13 protein-coding genes and 3 tRNA genes are annotated in these 18,161 nt (G+C 36.0%); 14 read left to right on the top strand and 2 right to left on the bottom strand.

Going from position 1 to position 18,161, the window contains the following annotated elements; translation table 11 throughout:
• Nucleotides 1-1,179, bottom strand: a complete 1,179-nt coding sequence (locus ABDJ41_RS14745; protein WP_349786828.1) for an acetyl-CoA C-acyltransferase — start codon at nucleotides 1,177-1,179, stop codon at nucleotides 1-3.
• A 350-nt stretch (nucleotides 1,180-1,529) separates the two neighbouring features.
• Between ABDJ41_RS14745 and ABDJ41_RS14740 the strand changes: the two genes are divergently transcribed.
• The 6 genes from ABDJ41_RS14740 to ABDJ41_RS14715 all read left to right on the top strand — a co-directional run bounded on the left by ABDJ41_RS14740 (nucleotide 1,530) and on the right by ABDJ41_RS14715 (nucleotide 6,003).
• On the top strand, nucleotides 1,530-3,611 hold the full coding sequence (locus tag ABDJ41_RS14740; RefSeq protein WP_349786827.1) for an HD family phosphohydrolase: 2,082 nt from the start codon (nucleotides 1,530-1,532) through the stop codon (nucleotides 3,609-3,611).
• 69 nt (nucleotides 3,612-3,680) lie between these two features.
• Nucleotides 3,681-3,767, top strand: a tRNA-Ser gene (locus ABDJ41_RS14735).
• Between the two features lie 92 nt (nucleotides 3,768-3,859).
• Nucleotides 3,860-3,936 (top strand) — tRNA-Pro (locus tag ABDJ41_RS14730).
• Nucleotides 3,937-3,986: 50 nt separating this feature from the next.
• Nucleotides 3,987-4,060 (top strand) — tRNA-Pro (locus ABDJ41_RS14725).
• Nucleotides 4,061-4,981: 921 nt separating this feature from the next.
• On the top strand, nucleotides 4,982-5,701 hold the full coding sequence (locus tag ABDJ41_RS14720; protein WP_349786826.1) for a pirin family protein: 720 nt from the start codon (nucleotides 4,982-4,984) through the stop codon (nucleotides 5,699-5,701).
• Nucleotides 5,702-5,703: 2 nt separating this feature from the next.
• The gene (locus ABDJ41_RS14715; RefSeq protein WP_349786825.1) at nucleotides 5,704-6,003 is read left to right on the top strand and encodes a response regulator; all 300 of its coding nucleotides are present in this window, start codon (nucleotides 5,704-5,706) and stop codon (nucleotides 6,001-6,003) included.
• A gap of 21 nt (nucleotides 6,004-6,024) precedes the next feature.
• Here the strand turns inward: ABDJ41_RS14715 and ABDJ41_RS14710 are convergent, their stop codons facing one another.
• A complete protein-coding gene (locus ABDJ41_RS14710; protein WP_349786824.1) occupies nucleotides 6,025-6,774 on the bottom strand; it encodes a murein L,D-transpeptidase catalytic domain family protein in 750 nt (249 codons plus the stop codon).
• A gap of 265 nt (nucleotides 6,775-7,039) precedes the next feature.
• On the opposite strand from ABDJ41_RS14710, the gene ABDJ41_RS14705 reads away from it, so the two are divergent.
• From ABDJ41_RS14705 to ABDJ41_RS14670, 8 genes are all read left to right on the top strand, one after another.
• Nucleotides 7,040-7,996, top strand: coding sequence for a GDSL-type esterase/lipase family protein (locus tag ABDJ41_RS14705; protein WP_349786823.1), 957 nt, complete (start codon nucleotides 7,040-7,042; stop codon nucleotides 7,994-7,996).
• A gap of 131 nt (nucleotides 7,997-8,127) precedes the next feature.
• A complete protein-coding gene (locus ABDJ41_RS14700; RefSeq protein ID WP_349786822.1) occupies nucleotides 8,128-8,724 on the top strand; it encodes a 3-keto-disaccharide hydrolase in 597 nt (198 codons plus the stop codon).
• 83 nt (nucleotides 8,725-8,807) lie between these two features.
• A complete protein-coding gene (locus ABDJ41_RS14695) occupies nucleotides 8,808-9,719 on the top strand; it encodes a DUF4886 domain-containing protein (RefSeq protein ID WP_349786821.1) in 912 nt (303 codons plus the stop codon).
• A 170-nt stretch (nucleotides 9,720-9,889) separates the two neighbouring features.
• Complete coding sequence (locus ABDJ41_RS14690) at nucleotides 9,890-10,474, top strand: RNA polymerase sigma factor (protein ID WP_349786820.1); 585 nt, start codon at nucleotides 9,890-9,892, stop codon at nucleotides 10,472-10,474.
• 132 nt (nucleotides 10,475-10,606) lie between these two features.
• The gene (locus ABDJ41_RS14685; RefSeq protein WP_349786819.1) at nucleotides 10,607-11,809 is read left to right on the top strand and encodes a FecR family protein; all 1,203 of its coding nucleotides are present in this window, start codon (nucleotides 10,607-10,609) and stop codon (nucleotides 11,807-11,809) included.
• A 196-nt stretch (nucleotides 11,810-12,005) separates the two neighbouring features.
• Nucleotides 12,006-15,401 (top strand): SusC/RagA family TonB-linked outer membrane protein, encoded by a 3,396-nt coding sequence (locus tag ABDJ41_RS14680; protein WP_349786818.1) that lies wholly within the window; start codon nucleotides 12,006-12,008, stop codon nucleotides 15,399-15,401.
• 9 nt (nucleotides 15,402-15,410) lie between these two features.
• Entirely contained in the window at nucleotides 15,411-16,844 is a 1,434-nt protein-coding gene (locus tag ABDJ41_RS14675; protein WP_349786817.1) for a SusD/RagB family nutrient-binding outer membrane lipoprotein, read from the top strand.
• Nucleotides 16,845-16,853: 9 nt separating this feature from the next.
• Nucleotides 16,854-18,146, top strand: coding sequence for a DUF5689 domain-containing protein (locus tag ABDJ41_RS14670; protein ID WP_349786816.1), 1,293 nt, complete (start codon nucleotides 16,854-16,856; stop codon nucleotides 18,144-18,146).
• Nucleotides 18,147-18,161 lie beyond the last annotated feature (15 nt).

Raw genomic sequence — 18,161 nt, 5'->3', positions numbered from 1 at the left:
TTAATTTAGGTTTTCTATAACTATTGCACTTGCACCGCCACCGCCATTGCAAATTCCGGCTACGCCGATTTTGCCATTGTTTTGCGATAAAACGGATAATAAAGTAACTACAATTCTGGCTCCAGAGGCACCTAGTGGGTGACCTAATGAAACAGCACCGCCATTAACGTTTACTTTTTCATCATTAAGTCTAAGTTCCTTATTATTTGCCAGTGAAACTACAGAAAATGCTTCGTTAATTTCGAAGAAATCTACTTCGTTTATGTTTTTTCCTGCTCTTATAAGTGCCAAAGGTATAGCTTTAGATGGGGCAGTAGTAAACCATTCAGGAGCTTGTTGAGCATCAGCATATGAAAGGATTTTAGCCAGGGGTGTTATTCCAAGTTCTTTAGCTTTATGTGCACTCATTAACACCAATGCAGCAGCACCATCATTTAAAGTAGAGGCATTAGCTGCGGTTACAGTTCCGTCCTTTTGAAATACAGGTTTAAGATCTGGTATTTTATCAAATTTAACCGCAAAAGGCTCTTCATCTTTATCAATTAAGGTTATGTTCCCTTTACGATCTTTCACTTCAATTGCAATGATTTCAGAATCGAATTTGCCACTTGTTTGTGCTGCCTGCGATTTTTTGTATGAACTGATGGCAAAAGCATCCTGCTCTTCGCGGCTAAAACCACATTCTTTAGCACATAATTCGGCTGCCGAACCCATGTGATAATCGTTATAAACATCCCACAGGCCATCTTTTACTAGTCCGTCGGTAATCTGGCCATGTCCTAAGCGGTAGCCATTTCTAGCTTTATCCAGGTAATATGGTACATTACTCATGCTTTCCATACCACCGGCAACAATAATATCATTTTCACCCAATGCAATACTTTGTGCAGCCAGCATGATTGCTTTGGTTCCAGATGCACAAACTTTATTGATGGTTGTTGAAGGTAGGTCTGGTAAACCAGCAAATTTGGTTGCCTGGGTAGCAGGTGCTTGTCCTAAATTGGCAGACAAAACATTACCCATATAAACTTCCTGGACATCGTCTGGGTTAATCCCAGCCTTTTCTATAGCGGCTTTAATTGCAAATCCTCCTAGCTGAGTAGCAGAGAAAGCAGATAATGAGCCACCAAAACTCCCTATTGGGGTACGTACAGCAGATACAATTACAACTTCTTTCATTGATGTTTTTTTTAAGTTAGTCTTAGCAAAGTTAAGTATTTACAAGGTATAGGTGGTTAATTTGGAGGTAATTTAACAGCCTTCAAGTTATACTATATCTAAACAGGGTGCAAACAGGGTCTAAACAGGGTGATAACAGGGTCAATCATATGGTTAAGATATGGTTTGAACCGGGTTAATATTATCTATATTTTGACTAAAATATAGATGCTGTTTATTCTTTTATATAAGAGAATGGATTAGTATATACAATTAACGTTTGATTGTATGTCAGAATGGGTGCTAACCATTAAAATAGGATATACTGATGAAATTATATTATTTTTGAATAATAATCAATTTACATCGCTTTGGCTAAGATCAGAAAGAATTCTCATAAAGTACTTTACAGAAAGTATTCCTCAAACATTAAGTATGTGATGATGGTACTTTCCGTTTTGATTATCACAGTGTTTTTACCTAAGCAACCAAGGTTTAGGTATGAGTTTGAAAAAGGAACTGTTTGGAAAAATAAGGATCTGGTTTCACCATTCAGTTTTGCCATTCTGAAAACTAGTCCACAGGTGATCATCGATAAAAAGGATGCACTCGATAATGTTTTGCCAATTTATAAATTTAACAGGGACCTATTTAATGTTGTTGAGGAAGCCTATTTAATTGAGTTTGATGTAAAATGGCGATCTAATGCTTTTCCGGAAAATGAAAGTGCAACTAATAAGCAATCCTCATTTAAGCTATTAAAGAGTATTTACGATAAAGGGATTATTGCTTTAAATATAAAACATCAGAAAAGTTCATCAGGGAATTACGATTTCTCACTGCTAAATAATAACATTTCTAAAACTGTAAATACACAGGATGTTTTTACAGTACAATCAGCGCTGGCCTATTTCAAAAATAACTTTAAGTCGACCAATTTAAAAGAAAAAGAAGTTATTGAAAACCTTGTTGAGGATCATTTACAGCCTAATATTGTTTTTGATGAAAAGCTTACCGCGATTGTACAGAATAGTACAGTGAGCAGTTTATCAACTACAAGAGGGATGGTTCAAAAAGGAGAGCTGATCATATCTAAAGATAATGTGGTGGATGATGAGGCCTATCAGAAATTATATTCATTTAAGGAAGCTTATGAGGCACAAACTAAAACCATTGGTGACAGTAAGGTTGTTTACTTTGGACAAATCCTACTGGTAGGTTTTATTGTGAGCTTGCTGATGGTATTCCTTAAACTATTCAGAAAAGATATTTTTGCCGACAACAGACAGCTTTCTTTGATTCTGTTAGTAATTACTACGATGCTTTTGGCATTAACATGGGCTATTAAACTTAATTTGCCTAGTCTGTATTATATACCATTCTGTATTGTACCCATTATTATCAGGATATTATTTGATACCAGGCTTGCACTATACCTGCATTTGTTGGTCGTGCTTATTGCGGGATTCTTTGTGCCGAATAGTTTTGAATTTGTGTTTTATCAGGTTACAGCTGGTATGGTTGCCATTTACAGTATTCGGAATTTAGTAAAGCGTGAGCAATTGTTACTTTCTGCTTTATTTATTCTGTCAGCTTATTTTATTTCATTCTTTGGGATTTCCTTACTTAGGGAGGGGTCACTTACACAAATTGAATGGCTCAATTTTGTGCCGTTTATTGTAAGCGTATTGTTGTCGCTACTTGCTTATCCATTGATTTATGCTTTTGAGAAGATGTTTGGTATTACGTCCGATATCGCTTTGATTGAGCTTACGAATACCAATAACAGGTTGTTAAGAGAACTTGCATTTAAAGCACCAGGTACTTTTCAGCATTCTTTGCAGGTAGCTAATCTTGCAGAGGCAGCTATCTTTAAAATAGGAGGAAATTCCTTATTAGTTAGGGCAGGAGCATTGTATCATGACATTGGGAAAATAGAGAACCCACAATACTTTATAGAGAACCAGAATACAGGCCTTAGTCCGCACGATAAGCTACCTTATGAGCAAAGTGCTCAGATTATTATTAAACACGTCCATAAGGGTATTGAAATTACCCGTAAGCACCAACTGCCGGAAAGTGTGATTGATTTTATCAGAACGCATCATGGAAATACCCGGGTTGATTATTTTTATCAATCATTTTTAAAGAATTCTCCAGAAAAATTTGTGGACGAAAATATTTTCAGGTACCCAGGACCGATTCCTTTTTCTAAAGAAACGGGTGTTTTAATGCTGGCAGATTCGGTGGAAGCGGCGTCAAGAAGTCTGAAAAATCCGGATGCTCAGAGCATAAATGACCTGGTCGAACGGATAATTAACTACAAATTGGAACAAAATCAATTAGACAACTGCGATATTACATTAAAAGATATTGAGACTATAAAGTTGATATTCAAGACGATGCTAATGAGTATTTATCACGTGCGAATAGATTATCAACAAACTCTGTAATTTTTTTTTGCAAACATAAATGAATTACTATATTTGCACTCCCTCAGCGAGGATACGCAGGGTAAAAAAGGAGAGGTGCCTGAGTGGCCGAAAGGAACAGTTTGCTAAACTGTCGTACTGGTAACGGTACCGCGGGTTCGAATCCCGCCCTCTCCGCTGAAATAAAAAAAAGATGTCAAAGTAGGATTTATCAAATATAAATTGTTTCTTTGCACTCCCTTCGAAAAAGGGGAAACAGATACCAAGTTCGGGGTGTAGCGTAGCCCGGTATCGCGCCTGCTTTGGGAGCAGGAGGTCGTAGGTTCGAATCCTGCCACCCCGACCAAATTACTTGGAAGAGTAATTAAAATTGACCAGTAAAAACAGATACCATTTCGGGGTGTAGCGTAGCCCGGTATCGCGCCTGCTTTGGGAGCAGGAGGTCGTAGGTTCGAATCCTGCCACCCCGACTTAAAATGTTAAAAATTGAAAAAAGAGGCAAAGGCCTCTTTTTTCAATTATACGGCTCTCCGATGGCTATTTTTCTATGGTTCGAAGTAAGTTTATATTTGATTTTCAGTGTTTTTCAAATTGGCTTTAAGCCCGGTTAACTGATGTGTTGATTTATTTTTATGGATAGACTTAATATTATTCGAGCCTTTTTAATGTTTTGATTATTAATATGATGTTTCTTGGTTTTTTATCGAAATATAGATTTTTGCCCAGTCCGAAAGAAAATTTAGTATCGTTAGAGGGCATTGGCTAAAAAAGAGTCATTGTTAAGTCGCTGGCAAGCCAAAAAGGAGCGGAAGCTATCAAGAATACGATTGTCAAGGATATCTCAAAAGTGATAATTTCAAGACACTACTCACAGCCTGCCTTTCAAGTCATCAACCATCCTTTCCTTGAGCACTAAGCCAGCTAATAACCTCAAATCATGTAAAAAAAATCGAAATTTGTATAGGCAGGTCTGGGTGACTATATTGAAAATTTTCCCAGCTGTCTGGCTCCACGTAGTAACAATGGTTTACGTTCAGGGTTGTTTTTCCATTTAATGAGTTCGTGTGATTTGAAGTCGCTATTTTGCTTCAGATCTGATACAAAAGTATTTGGAGTTTTACAATATAGAGTCAGCCAGATAGGACGTGAAGTTAATTAGTTGGAAGCACTAAAGCTGCCAATAACCTCAAATCATGGAGAAAAAGGTTCGAAATAAGTACAGGGAAGACGACTTAAAATGTTATAAACGAAAAAAGAGGCAAAAGCCTCTTTTTTCGTTTATACAGATCTGTTATAGCTATTTTTGAATTCAATTTCATTACTTATCCTATGTCAATGACTGTCTGATGTTCTGGTTGTAATTTTGTGTGATAAATAAGAAAAGGAAAATTATGGCACAGATTGTTTTGCACCAAAATAACACGAGAGGACACGCCAGTCATGGTTGGCTTGATGCCCATCACACTTTTAGTTTTGCTAACTATCACAATCCCGAAAGAATGCATTTCGGTGTGCTTAGAGTATTAAATGATGATCGTATTGACGGAGGGATGGGCTTCGGTACACATCCTCATGATAATATGGAAATCATCACTATTCCTTTAAAAGGTGCCTTAGCGCATCAGGATAGTCTTGGTAATTCGGCTATTGTAAAGCAAGGTGACATACAGGTTATGAGTGCCGGAACAGGTGTAAAGCATAGTGAGTTTAATGCTAATGCGGATGAAGCGGTAAACCTGCTTCAGATTTGGTTATTCCCAAACAAGAAAAATGTGGTACCCCGATATGGACAACTTTCTTTAGATATTGCTGAAAGACACAACAATTTTCAACAAATTTTATCACCGGATCCTGATGATGCGGGCGTATGGATCCATCAGGATGCCTGGTTTTCTTTAGGTCAGTTTGACGAAGGTTTTGAAACTGACTATCAGATCAAAAGAAAGGGAAATGGCATGTATGCTTTTGTCATTAACGGCAAAGTTATCATTGACGGGCACGAACTAAATACCCGTGACGGGTTGGGAATCTGGGATACTGATGCCATTAATTTTAAAGCATTAACCGCCGATGCAGAAGTATTATTGATGGACGTACCTATGGAACTTTAAGAATGAAAAAACTAACCATTCTATATGTCGGCCGCGATGAAGGTATTACTGAAACAATGAACCGCCTGCTCAATGTAAGGAAAGAATGGACAGGTTTAACAGCGTGCTCGGATGGCGAGGCGCTAAAAATATGTCGTGATACAGAGATAGACCTGGTTTTATTGGGAAACGGGATTACAGCTGATGAAGAAGGGAAATTGATAGCTGATTTGAAGTTGATCAAGCCGGATATTAAAATTATTCAACACTACGGAGGGGGGAGTGGATTGTTGTATGGAGAAATTATGTCGGTGAATTTTTAGGGGCTATTTTTACTGTTTTTTCTATTTACTTGCCAAAACTTCGGGAGCCTCACTGTTAAGGTATTTTGAGGTGTAGAACTGCGAGGAATTATTGATAAATAAAACCGTTCTTCCTTCCATAGCATTAACAACTGTTTTAACCAGAGGCTGGGGAACTGCAGGACAGCCCTGGCTACGTCCTAACCGGCCAAGTGCATTAATTGTTCTCTGACTAACATAATCTGCTCCATGTACTACAATTGCTCTTTTTCGAGCGTTTGAGTTAAAATCTTCATCCATACCATCCAATCTTAAAGAGAGACCATGCTTGCCGTAATATTTCTCGCCTGTGATATAAAACCCGATGCTGCTTTTAAGAGATTGTACTACATTTGAGAATTTAGATGCCTTATCAGCACCACTGAATTCCCCGTGCGCAACCCAGGTATTAAGAATCAATTCCTTTTTGTCAAGGTCAATGATCCATAATCTTTTCTCCGTACTGGTCTGGTCAAAATCTACAATGGATAAAACTGCCTTACTTGTCGTCGCTTTGCCATCATTTCTTAAATTATAAAATCCGGTTACAGCTCTTTCGAAAACGGCATAATTAAGTCCGGATTCTGATAAACCAGTACTATCATATATTGATTTAAATGATTCGTTATCTGTTGAATCTGATGATATGAAAGCTGATGACGTTATTTTTCTTTCGGTAGGTTTCCAGCTAATCAAAGTTAAGGCAAATGCAATTGTAATTAATCCTGCTCCTCCTAAAATTCTTCTCCCCATAAGTTATTACTAGTGCTTTTGTTTATGATTTAATCCTTTTTTGTTTAATGTTATTGATTTAATCTTATACAAATGTAGTAGTAATAATTTAAAAATCTATTCATTTACAATGGATTGTGTTTTATTGATAAACGGAATTCTATTGGATTTGGTATAAAATGGAATAAAAGAAAGCAAAGCATAGTGCATTGGTCAATTTAAAAAAGTAAATAAAATATGTGTGTTGATGGGATAAAATGGCACTATATCATATAAAATAAACATAATGAAAGACCAGATTAAATTACTAGCAATACTTTTTTTATTAACATTCAGCGCACAATTATATGCGCAGAAAAAGCTTTCCCTAAATTATTACTCCGATGAAGTATTAAACAAAATACAAGTCACCACGATCCAGAAAGCTACTATTAAAGATATACGGTCAGAACTTGATTTAAAATTATCTGAAATTAAAAATGATCTCGATTTAAGTACTGAAAATAGAGCCAGTAAAAACCGTGAAGCGTATAACACAGCTTATTCAAAATATAATGCTGTTTTGTCTAATGACCAACAAGCAATTGTCAGGAAACTATTATTTGAAATTCAGGTTGAAAATGTAAAAAATGGTTTTGGAACATTCCATGAGAGTGCCCATTTTAAGAAGAGAATGGAGATTTTTAAGAATGATCCATTATCTAAGGGGGGGATTATTTTTCTAGGAAATAGTATAACGGAGCAAGGAGACTGGAAGAATTTATTTCCAGATAAAAATGTTTTTAACAGAGGAATAGGTGGGGATAATACTTATGGTGTATTAGCCAGACTTGATGAGGTTATTTCTAGTAAGCCTGAGAAAATATTTCTTATGATAGGAATAAATGATCTGGGAAGCCGTCAATGGGAGACTTCAGTAATCTTAGATAATTATAATAAAATAGTAGATAAAATTAAAAAGGGGTCGCCTAAAACTAAATTGTATGTTCAGTCTATACTTCCACTAAATGATAATATTTTAAAAGGAGGAACTTACAAAAATAAAGCGGACACTATTATAAAATTAAACAAGGTGTTAAAAAGTATTGGAAATAGTAAATGTGCCGGCTTTGTTGATCTTTATAGTATATTCCATACAGGAGACACTGTGCTGAATGCCAGGTATACAAAAGATGGTATACATTTGCTTCCAGATGGATATCTCATATGGAAAGAGTTTCTGGAAAAGAATAAATATCTTTAGATTTTATGGGTGTCATGCTAGGCATTTTGGTGGCGTTTAAGAAGAGATTTCAGGTATGCCTAACTTAATTTTTTGTCAGGTTTTAGCCGTGATAATAATTTGTAACTTAAGGGGATAAAAAAAACATAAATATGAAAAAATACATTTTAATCATTTTGGGTTTGATAATTACAACTGGGGCTTATGCGCAGGGTTATCAGAGTTTGTTTAATGGAAAAGATTTAGCTGGCTGGACGATTCATGGGACAGAAAAATGGTATGTAGATGCTGGTGAATTGGTTTGCGAAAGTGGTCCTGACAAAGCTTATGGCTATCTTTCAACCAATAAGTCGTATAAGAATTTTATCCTGGACTTAAAATTTAAACAAGAAGCAGATGGCAACAGTGGAGTTTTCATACGCTCTGATATTGACGGGGTAAAGATCAAAGGCTGGCAGGTAGAAGTTGCTCCGCTAAACCTACATACTGGAGGAATTTATGAATCGTACGGTCGAGGTTGGTTAATAAAACCAGATCCGAAAGATGAGAAGATGTTAAAGGTTGGTGAATGGAATCAGTTAAGAATCCAGGCCCGGGATGGAAAAATTACTACCTGGTTAAACGGGAAACAGATGGTGAATATTGATGACGAAAAAATTGGTGCAGCTAATGGCTTTATAGCTTTGCAGATTCACGATGGAGGAGGAATTAAGGTAAGATGGAAAGACATTAAAATTAAAAAGATATAGTAGTAAAAGGTTTGGCAGAAGTCAAAGATAATATGCATTTTGCAGAGACTCAATTAAATTGAGATCCAAATGTTAAACAAATTATGAGAAAAATTGCTTTAAACAGATTCACGAGAATTTGTATACTAGTTTTATCAATTGCTATTCTATCAGGAACCAATAATGTATTTGCTTTTAAACCGATAAAAGGAAAAGGCATTACCGGAATACATAAAGATAGTGTAATTAAGATTCTTGCGATTGGAAATAGTTTTTCAGACGACGCAATTGAACATTATCTATACGGATTGGCTAAAGCTGGTGGCTACCGTGTAATCATTGGGAACTTATATATTGGTGGGGCTCCATTAGATTTGCATTGGAAAAATGCTGAAGGAAATAAAGCGGCATACAGCTATAGAAAAATTGGCTTGGATGGGCAAAAGGTAATAAAACCAAAAACATCCCTGGAAAAAGCATTGGCCGATGAAAAATGGGATTTTATCAGTCTCCAACAGGCGAGTCCTAAGTCCGGACAGTTTGAAACCTATGTAGTACCGCTTCCTCTGGTACTTAATTACGTTAAGCAAAGGGCAAAAAATCCAAAGGTAAAATATGTATTTCACCAAACCTGGGCGTATGCACAGAATTCCAGCAATAAGAATTTCAGTAATTACGGGAATGATCAGATGAAAATGTACAAGTCAATTATGGAAGCCTCTAAAAAAGCAAAAGCGTTGGGGAAATTTGATGTATTGGTACCATGCGGTACAGCAATTCAAAATGCACGCACTTCATTTATAGGTGACAATCTTTGTAGAGATGGCTATCATCTGAATCTGGATATCGGTAGATATATAGCTTCCTGTACCTGGTACGAGGCATTGTTCAGTGAAAGTGTTATTGGTAATTCTTACAGACCTGAAAAGGTTACTGAGAAGGAAGCTGAGATAGGGCAAATTGCTGCTCATAAGGCTATAAAGAAGCCTTTTAAATTGACGAGCTTAAGCAAATAAATCACATAGGTTTGCTTAATTTACTAATATATAGCTAATATATTAGTAACATTAGATATGTTATTTTGCTGCTGTTATTTACTTTTTTATTACTTTTACTCATAGAGTACGGTCTCAAAAGAAAGTTAATGGCAGTAAAATAATAAATCAAAATTTGAGTCTTTAATAATATGCTTCCTTTTCGGACTTTAAGTAACGAGCTAATACAAAGCTATCGAGAAGGTGATGAAGCCGCTTTTAGGGAAATTTATGAATTTTATGCACCCCGGATTAGTAGGTTTGCTTATAGTTTTTTGAAGGATAAAGCACAAAGCGAAGAAATTGTACAGGAAACGTTTATTAGCCTTTGGGAAAACAGACAAAAATTCAATCAGGACAAGGCGCTCGAACCCTATCTGTTTACAATCTGTAAGCGTTTAATCCTAGATGGTTTTAGGAAAGCAACCAGTACAAATCTATTGAGGGAAAAGTTACTCTTGAAAATCTCACAGATTCATAATGAAACCGAAGACGGTATTATACTGTCAGATTTAATGGGATTTGCAGAAAGTGCAATCAAAGAATTACCAAAACAACAACAAATTGTTTTTCGGTTGAGCCGTTTTGAGGGGCTTTCATATGAAGAAATAGCTGAACGTTTAAACTTGTCAAAAAATACAGTTAAAAATCATTTAGTAGTTGCTGTAAAAACACTTAGAACTCAGTTTAGCAATCAGGAAATTATTTATCTGTTGTTTTTTGTGTTATTTTTTTAAAATTATCTGATTGATTATTAGTGTGTTGTTTGTTTTGTAAAAAAAAATAGATAACGAACTAGTCTTAAATTCTTTCTCGTACGTATTCTTAATATAAAGCTCTAATTGGAGAGCTTGAAAACCATTATGAACTTGAAGAACCATAGACTGCAATTTCTTTTGAAATCGCTGGTAGATAATACAATTAGTAAGGAAGAGTTAGATGAACTTGCTGAAATATTGAATCATTCTGGTGACAACGCAGATGTTCATTCTGAAATGAAGAGCATTTGGGAGGAAATGGAATCCTCAAATAATAATCTCAATGAGGACCTTTATGCAGGTATTGTCTCTAGTCCTCGTTTTTTTAAATCTACTAAAAAGAAGTATGCTAAAACTTTAGGATTAAAACGCAATAATTTAATTTATTATGCTGCTGCAATATTACTGGTATGCAGCTTTGGTTTGGGGATTTTCCTCTATAAGAATCAAGTTTCTGTAAACCTCACAAAGCATTATGCTTCTAATACAGATCATAAAAAGGCCCACAATACTGAGCATGTGGTTTTAACGCTCTCTAATGGGAAAAAAATAATTTTAGATCAATTGGCAGATGGGCAGTTAACTAAAGATGATAATGCCCTCATTTCCAAAGTAAACGACGGCCAGGTTGTTTATAATCTGAGTAATCTGAATACTGAAAATAAGGATAATAAGTTAGTCTATAACACTATATCTACCCCTGTAGGTAAAAACTATCAACTTATTCTGGCCGATGGAACAAGAGTATGGCTAAATGCGATGTCTTCCCTCAGGTTTCCTGTCTCATTTGTAAAGGAAGAAAGAGATGTAGAATTGAGTGGTGAGGGTTACTTCGAGGTAGCAAAAGATAAAACCAAGCCGTTTATGGTTGCGGCTAAAAATATGAAAATACAAGTATTAGGTACTCATTTTAATGTTTCTGCCTATTCTGAAGATAACATTGTAGAAGCGAGCTTGCTTGAAGGAGCTATTAAAGCTGACAACGGAACTTCTTCTATACTTTTAAAACCGGGGCAGCAAGCTATACTTCGGAATGGATCTGCAAACATGAAAGTGCAAAGTTTTAATTCTGAAGAAGTAACTGATTGGAAAAATGGCTATTTCATATTTAGGAATGAACCAATTGAGGAAATCATGAAAAAAATTAGTAGATGGTATAATATAGATGTTAAGTATCAGGGTATTATGAGTGAAGAAGCTTTTGGGGGAAAGTATTTAAAGAGCAATTCTCTTTCCGAGCTGTTAAGCAGTTTAGAGCTCACAGGTACTGTGAAATTTAAAATTGATGGAAGGAGGGTAACTGTAATGCAATAATTCTACCACTAACAGTTACAACAAAAAATCAGGAGAGCTTGGACCCTCTCCCGATTAATTCAAAGCATTAAATGCTTTCAGGTAACTAAACTGAAACGAGAAGAGACAGATTAATTAAACCCGTATTCAAATGTATCAAAAATATACTTTTTTAATGCGTAGAATTTTCTATGCGCCCACAAAAATATTGCTCATAATGAAACTAACTCTTGTTTTATTACTTATGGTAGGTTTACAAGTAGCTAGTGCAACTAGCTTTGCTCAGCAAATTACCCTATCTAAGACCAATGCAAAACTAGAAAGTGTACTGGCTGAACTGGAAAAGCAAACAGGTTATAACTTCATTTATAACTCTGCTATGATTTCCAAAATTAACAATGTTACACTATCAGTAAAAAAGGCATCTTTAACAGAGGTACTTAATAAAGCCTTAGAAAATCAATCATTAAGCTTTACCATCAATGGGAATACAATTGTTATTGTGGAAAGAGCCCAAGGTCAGAAGCAGTTAAGAATTACGGGAACTGTAGTTGATAAAGACAACTTACCTATGCCGGGTGTTTCGGTAATGATTAAAGGGACAAAGGTTGTTGAACAAACCAAAGCAGATGGAAATTTTAGCATTAATGTACCTAATGGTGACGCTATTTTGGTATTTAGCTTTTTAGGTTTTGAGACCGTTGAAATTAAAGTTGGCAGTCAGACTAAATTAAAAGTCGTATTAAAAGAAGATGTAAAAGCTCTGAGTGAGGTAGTAGTAACAGCATTGGGTATCAAACGTGAAGAAAAATCTTTGGGTTATTCAGTTACTCAGGTAAAAGGAGAAGAGTTAATGGATGCGGTTTCTAACAACTGGACAGACGCGTTAACGGGGAAGGTTGCGGGTTTAAATATGATTAAATCTGGTGGTGGTCCTGCGGGATCAAACAAAATTATTTTAAGAGGAGAGAGCTCTTTAGGTGGAGACAATTCAGCACTTATTGTAGTGGATGGTGTAGTGGTAAGTTCAAGAATTTCTGAAGGTAATAGTTCTTATTTAGGTACAGAAAATCCAGTTGATCACGGTAATGGCATCAGTGATCTAAACCCGGAGGATATTGAGAGTGTTTCTGTTTTAAAAGGGCCAGGTGCTGCTGCGTTATATGGCTCCAGAGGTTCTAATGGGGCAATTATTATCACTACAAAATCGGGTAAGGAAAGTCAGAAGGGGTTGGGTATTACATTTAATTCCAATGCTACCTTTGGTACTATAAACCGATGGCCGGATTTTCAATACGAATATGGTCAGGGAGCGATAGGAAATGATCAGTATTATTCCTGGGGTGCAACAGAAGATGGAACCAATACAAAAAACACAGGTGCTGCCTGGGGGCCTAAATTCGATGGACAGGAATATTACCAGTGGGATCCGAATTTGTTAACAAGAGGAACAGAGCGGACACCTTGGGTACCTTATAAAAACAATAGAAAAGATTTCTTTGATGTTTCGCAAACATACACCAACAGTCTTTCTGTTAGTGGCGGAAATGCAAAAACTACAGCTCGTTTAAGTTTTACCAATTTAACCAATAAATGGATTGTACCTAATACAGGTTATGACAGAAATACAATTGCTTTAAATGTATCTCAAAAAGTAAATGATAAATTGTCTATTTCCACTAAACTAAGCTATAACAATAAGTATAGCGATAATTTACCCTCAACCGGTTACAACAACCAAACGGTGATGTACAATATTATTGCCTTAGTACCTAATGCAGATATTGATTGGTATAAGCAATATTGGCTACCTGGAAGCGAAGGTTTAAAGCAGATCAGGCCTTTCTCTAATGGCTTAGATAATATTTATCTTTCTGTAAATGAGATGCTTAATAAGTCTAGTAGAAACCAGTTAATTGGTACAATTAGTGCAACTTATGAGTTTACAAAAAATTTAAACTTAATGGTTAGAAGCTCTATTGACTGGTCTGCAGAGGCAAGATCTCAGCTAAAACCAAAAGATGCAGCCAGATTTCCAGATGGGATGTTTCGTACGCAAGACATAGATCAGATGGAAACGAATACAGATTTCCTTTTAAATTATAAACACAAAATTACAAAGGATATTGAAGCTTCTTATTCAGTAGGTGGATCTACGATGATGAATAAGTATAAAATGGTATCGTTAAATGCAGATAAGCTAAGATACCCTGGTATTTACACTTTTGCAAACGTACAGGATAAAGTAGAAGCCAGGTCTAGAACTGCTGAATATGCGGTGAACAGCGTATATGCACTGGCACAATTTTCTTATAAAAATCGCTTATTCTTAGATATCACAGGCCGTAATGATTGGGCTTCTGTTTTAGCGACAGAATTTTCGACAGATAATGTATCGTTTCCTTATCCATCGGTGAATTTAAGTGGACTGGTTTCAGAAATGTTTACTTTACCTAAAGCGGTTTCTTTTTGGAAATTAAGAGCCTCCTGGTCACAAGTTGGTGGTGGTGGTGTCGTTCCTTATTTAACAGGTTATGATTATGATCCAAGAGCAACATACCCTTCAGGTATGGCAAATCCATTGTATATCGCTAATGAAGACCTAAAGAATGAGCTCTCAACCACGCTTGAGTTTGGTACAGATATCCGTTTATTTAATAGCAGATTAGGTGTAGATGCTACTTATTACAGAAGTAATATTAAAGATCAGATTTTAAGAGTTCCTTTAGACAGGGCTACAGGATATAATTATAAGGTAATGAATTCTGGTTTAGTCCAGAATAAAGGCGTCGAATTGGCCCTAAATGGTACTCCTCTTAAATCTAATAAAGGATTAACATGGGATATGACGTTAACTTTCGCTGCTAATAGAAATAAAATTGTATCGTTAGCAGACAGTGTAGATACTTATGTGATGCAAACAGGACCACGTGGTTCTATGGAAGCAAGGGTTGGTGGTAGAATGGGAGATTTGTATGGCTTAGGCTATTCACGTAATCCTGAAGGAAAAATTATCTATAACTCGCAGGGTTATCCGGTGATCACCGAAGAAGCTTTTTACTTAGGAAGGGCAACACCAGATTTTAACTGGGGGTTCTCAAATAGTTTCAGATATAAACAATGGAGATTAAAACTATTGGTGGATGGTCAGTATGGTGCAGTAGCTTATTCGCATACTCACGTAGCAGCATCTATTGCAGGTAAACTAACCAATAGCTTGCCGGGAAGGTATACAGGTATTATTGGAGATGGTGTACAGCTGAACCCAGATCGCACTTATCGGCCTAATGATGTTGTAGCGGAACAAATAGGTACTTATTATAATGAGCATTTTAAAGCTGATAACGTAGAGGCTAATACTTTCAGTACAGATTTTATCAAACTTAGAGAGGCGAGACTAGATTATACCTTACCATTAAAATTTGTAAGGAAATTGAAATTCCAGAAAGCAGTAGTTGGTATTTACGGTAGGGATCTTTTTGTATGGAGCGATTGGCCTGCCTATGATCCAGAGTTTGGAACACTTGGAAATAGCGATATCCAAAGAGGGTTTGAGGTAGCACAATTCCCCTCTACCAGAAATTTTGGTGTTAACCTATCACTTAGCTTTTAAGAAAAAATCATGATGAAAAAAATTATAGCAGCATTATTAATCACAGGGAGTTTAGTTTCTTGTACTAAAGATTTCAGTGAGCTAAATACCAGTAAAGATGGAGCAAAACATACTACTCCGGAAACATTATTAGGCCCTGCCGTACACGATGTACTAAAGAGAAACCTGAACAGATGTTTAAGGTTAACACATGAGTTAATGCAAGTTCATGTTACGCTTTCAGATGGAGATGAAATACACAGATATGTAATCAGGCCACAAGAGTCCGATTATATGTGGAACAATTGGTATATACAATTAACTAATATTAAAGATATTTATAAAGGTGGAGATGTAATAAACAGTAAAGCTTTTATGGGAATTTCTTTAGTATTAGATGCCTGGGTGTCCTCATTATTGACAGATGTTTATGGTGATGTACCTTATTTTGATGCCAATAAGGGACGAGAACTTATTTTACAGCCCCGTTTCGATAGACAGAAGGATATTTATGAGGATTTATTTAAAAAGTTAGAGGAAGCTAATGAGTTATTTAAAACAGCTACGCTAACGGATACGGAAGCTAAGTTAGATCCGATTTACGCTGGCGATCTGGTAAAATGGAGAAAATTTGGGAATAGTCTTTACCTGAGATTGTTACTAAGAGTATCAGGAACCGGTGAATTAAATGCAACCAGTAAAATCCTGGATATTGTAGAAACACGAAAGTCTAACTATCCGATTTTTACAAGTAATAACGATTCTGCAATTTTAAAATTTCAGACCACTGCGCCATATCTTTCTGAGTTTGCCGAATATCGTCCTATCGATTTTCATATTAACAATAGCTTAGGCGAGTTCTTTATTAATAACTTAAATGATTGGGGAGATCCGCGTCGTGAAAAATGGGCTTCTAAAAAAGACAATACGTTTATTGGTATTCAAAGTGGTTATCCGGTAGGGCAGGTTCCTGCTCCACAGTCACAATATCTTGAGACTTTAAAAAGTGAGCCTTTGTTGGGCAATATCATCAATTATCCGGAGTTACAATTTATTTTGGCAGAGTGTGCAGTAAAAGGCTATATAACAGGAGATGCTAAGACTTATTACGAAGCAGGGATAACAGCTGCTTTAAGCATGTGGGGCTATACTGTACCAACTGGATATTTGACAGAAACTACTGCTCAGTGGTATGAAAATGATAATGCTGATCAAAAACTGCATCATATCATGCTTCAGAAATATTATACTTTATTCTTCACCGATTTTCAATCCTGGATTGAGTACCGACGCACAGGTTACCCGGTTTTACCTCGTGGAACCGGCCTACAGAATGATGGGATTATGCCCACCAGATTAAAATATCCAGTAAATGTACAAAGGGTAAACAGAGAGAATTATAGCATTGCAGTAGCCAATATGGGGGGCGATGATTTGAAAACTAAGGTTTGGTGGAATAAATAAAAAATTAATATGAAAAAGGATATAAAATCATTTTTTGCATTTTTCATAGGTATAATAGTCCTTGCTTCATGTTCTAAAAACGAATATGAATCTGATGGCGCTGTTAGTCCGGTTATATATATGAGCTATGTAAAAGCTTTACACAACGGAGACGATGTAATATTAGCTAAAGAGAAATTAATGGGAGCTACACAAATTGCAGGTGTGGTAATTTCTGACAGAAGTAGTGGTAATTTTAATGACAATGAACTCGTAGTGCAAAACACATCAAGAAATAAAATCTCTGGTATCGTGTTTAAGTTTACAGACAATAATACCTCAATTAATTATGGAGACTCTGTTAAAATAGATATTGAGAATTGTGTATTATATAGAGAGAATGGCTCAATGAAAATTAAGGGAGATGGCCTAAGCTTTGCAAAAGTTAATAAGGTGGCATCTGATAAAGTAATTGCTCCACGTATCGTTTCTTTAACACAACTTTATAGCGATTTCTTTAATTATGAAAATACCCTTGTTGAGGTTGCCAATATTGCTTTTCCTGATTTAGTTGGTGGAGAATTATATAGTGGAGATGTGAAGATGGGCGAAGAAGCAAGTGTATTGATCTATTTGAGTACAAAGTCTACTGCTAATTTTGCCCAAAAGTCTTTACCGTTACTTGCTTCTTTTAGGGGGATTCCGACTTACTATAATGCAACTTCTAATTATTATAACACTGCTAAGTTGCTATTTAAGATGAGAAACGAAGAAGATGCCTTTAATGAAACAGGTGCTGCATATGCAAATTTCCCTGAAGATTTTGAATTGGCTGCTGCATCTGCAAAAGCAAGTTATGTAATGCCAGCTACAAATGATATGGTTGCATTTAAAACGGGTACCTGGAGAATTTATCAGGGCATTATAGGTGATGTTGTTAATGTTGATAAGTTTAATCCAACTGGTAAACAAGCGATCAGGTTAAAAGATCAGCTTACAGAATCGGCTTATATAGAAATGAATTTCGATTTGTCTTCTGGTGCTTCTAAAGTTACTTTCTCTTATGGCGTTCCGGCTCTTGGTGCAATTACTCCTAGTACTTTTGATTTAGAATATTCTCAGGATGGAGGAACAACCTGGAAAAAAGTAGGAAATAGCATTACTTATGCAGCTAAGGATGCAAAATTGGCAATATTTAATGTAAATGTTTCCGGGCCCGTAAGATTTAGAATTAACAAATTGGGTTTGGGTCCAAATACATCATCAGTAGATAATGGTTATCTGAATATTGATGATTTTAAAGTTTATCAAAATGTTAACTAAAACTAGTAATTAACA

The sequence above is a fragment of the Pedobacter sp. ASV1-7 genome, from assembly GCF_040203335.1.
In the GTDB taxonomy this organism is placed as follows: Bacteria; Bacteroidota; Bacteroidia; order Sphingobacteriales; family Sphingobacteriaceae; genus Pedobacter.
The sequence above is the reverse complement of the archived record's forward strand: the minus strand, read 5'-3'. Positions and strand labels throughout refer to the sequence as shown.